The organism is Oleiphilus sp. HI0066 (assembly GCF_001635725.1).
Genome location: NZ_LWFH01001642.1, coordinates 1 through 968, shown reverse-complemented (window position 1 = coordinate 968; position 968 = coordinate 1). Strand labels below are relative to the sequence as shown.

Here is a 968-nt window from a genome sequence, read left to right as displayed (position 1 = left end):
GATTTATATGAAATTTTATTTCTTATATAGGGAAAATTATTCTCTTTATAAGAAAAGCCGATGTTATCATTATGGCTATCACTTTTTCTTATGGTTTGTATAAATGCCTTATGTGGTGGGGTTTTTCAGGTGGTCTCAAACTCGTTTTCGACGATAAAACAAGAGAGGTAGCGTTTTAGTTTTGCAAGAAATTACAATGAGGGTAGTTATTATTACTTCGAAATTTCTTGTGCTTCAGAGTGGTTATTCGATTCGTTAGAGAATTGGCCAACAAGTTCATGCAGTTGAGATGCTAATGACGCAATGTCGTTCCCAATCTCTTGGATTTGATGGGATGCCGTCGTTGACTCAGAGGTAATTTGCGCTGTTTGGTCGACATTCTCTTTGATGTCGTTGGCTAAGTTTGTATTGATGTTGGTATTGTATTTGATTTCTCGGTTAATTCCGGCGATGTAATCACTCGATTCTACAACTTGATCAAGTGATTTGCCGGCGAGTTGGGATGACTCAGTGCTGCGTTCGCTGCTTTCTTTACTAGCACGCATGACGGCAACTGCGTTCTCTGTTCCGACTTTTAGATTGTTAACCGTCGTCGTAATGGCTGCTGTTTCATGTTGAATTTTGTGGGACAGACTGCGGACTTCGTCTGCGACCACAGCGAACCCTCTGCCATTTTCGCCGGCTCGAGCAGCCTCAATTGCTGCGTTAAGTGCGAGTAGATTGGTCTGCTCGGAGATCGAATCAATCACCGCGAGTAGGCTTGCTACCTCATTTGTGTCGTTTTCTACACCTGCGAGAGCTTCTGCTGCGTTTGTAATCTCTTGCTCGACATCTTGAATTGATTCGACCGCCCGCTGCGTCGCTGCTTTGCCTTTTTCAGAATTAGACTTGGCCTCGTTGGCAGCATCTGACGCTAGATTTGCGCGTTCGGCGTTACTAGTAATACTATCCAGAATTTGGCTGATCGC

The 968-nt window shown here is 43.7% G+C and carries 1 protein-coding gene; it reads right to left on the bottom strand.

The window, feature by feature from the left end:
- Positions 1–212 precede the first annotated feature (212 nt).
- Positions 213–968, bottom strand: a 756-nt coding sequence (locus A3738_RS25620) for a methyl-accepting chemotaxis protein (RefSeq protein ID WP_304440131.1), incomplete at its 5' end; no start/stop codon positions are given.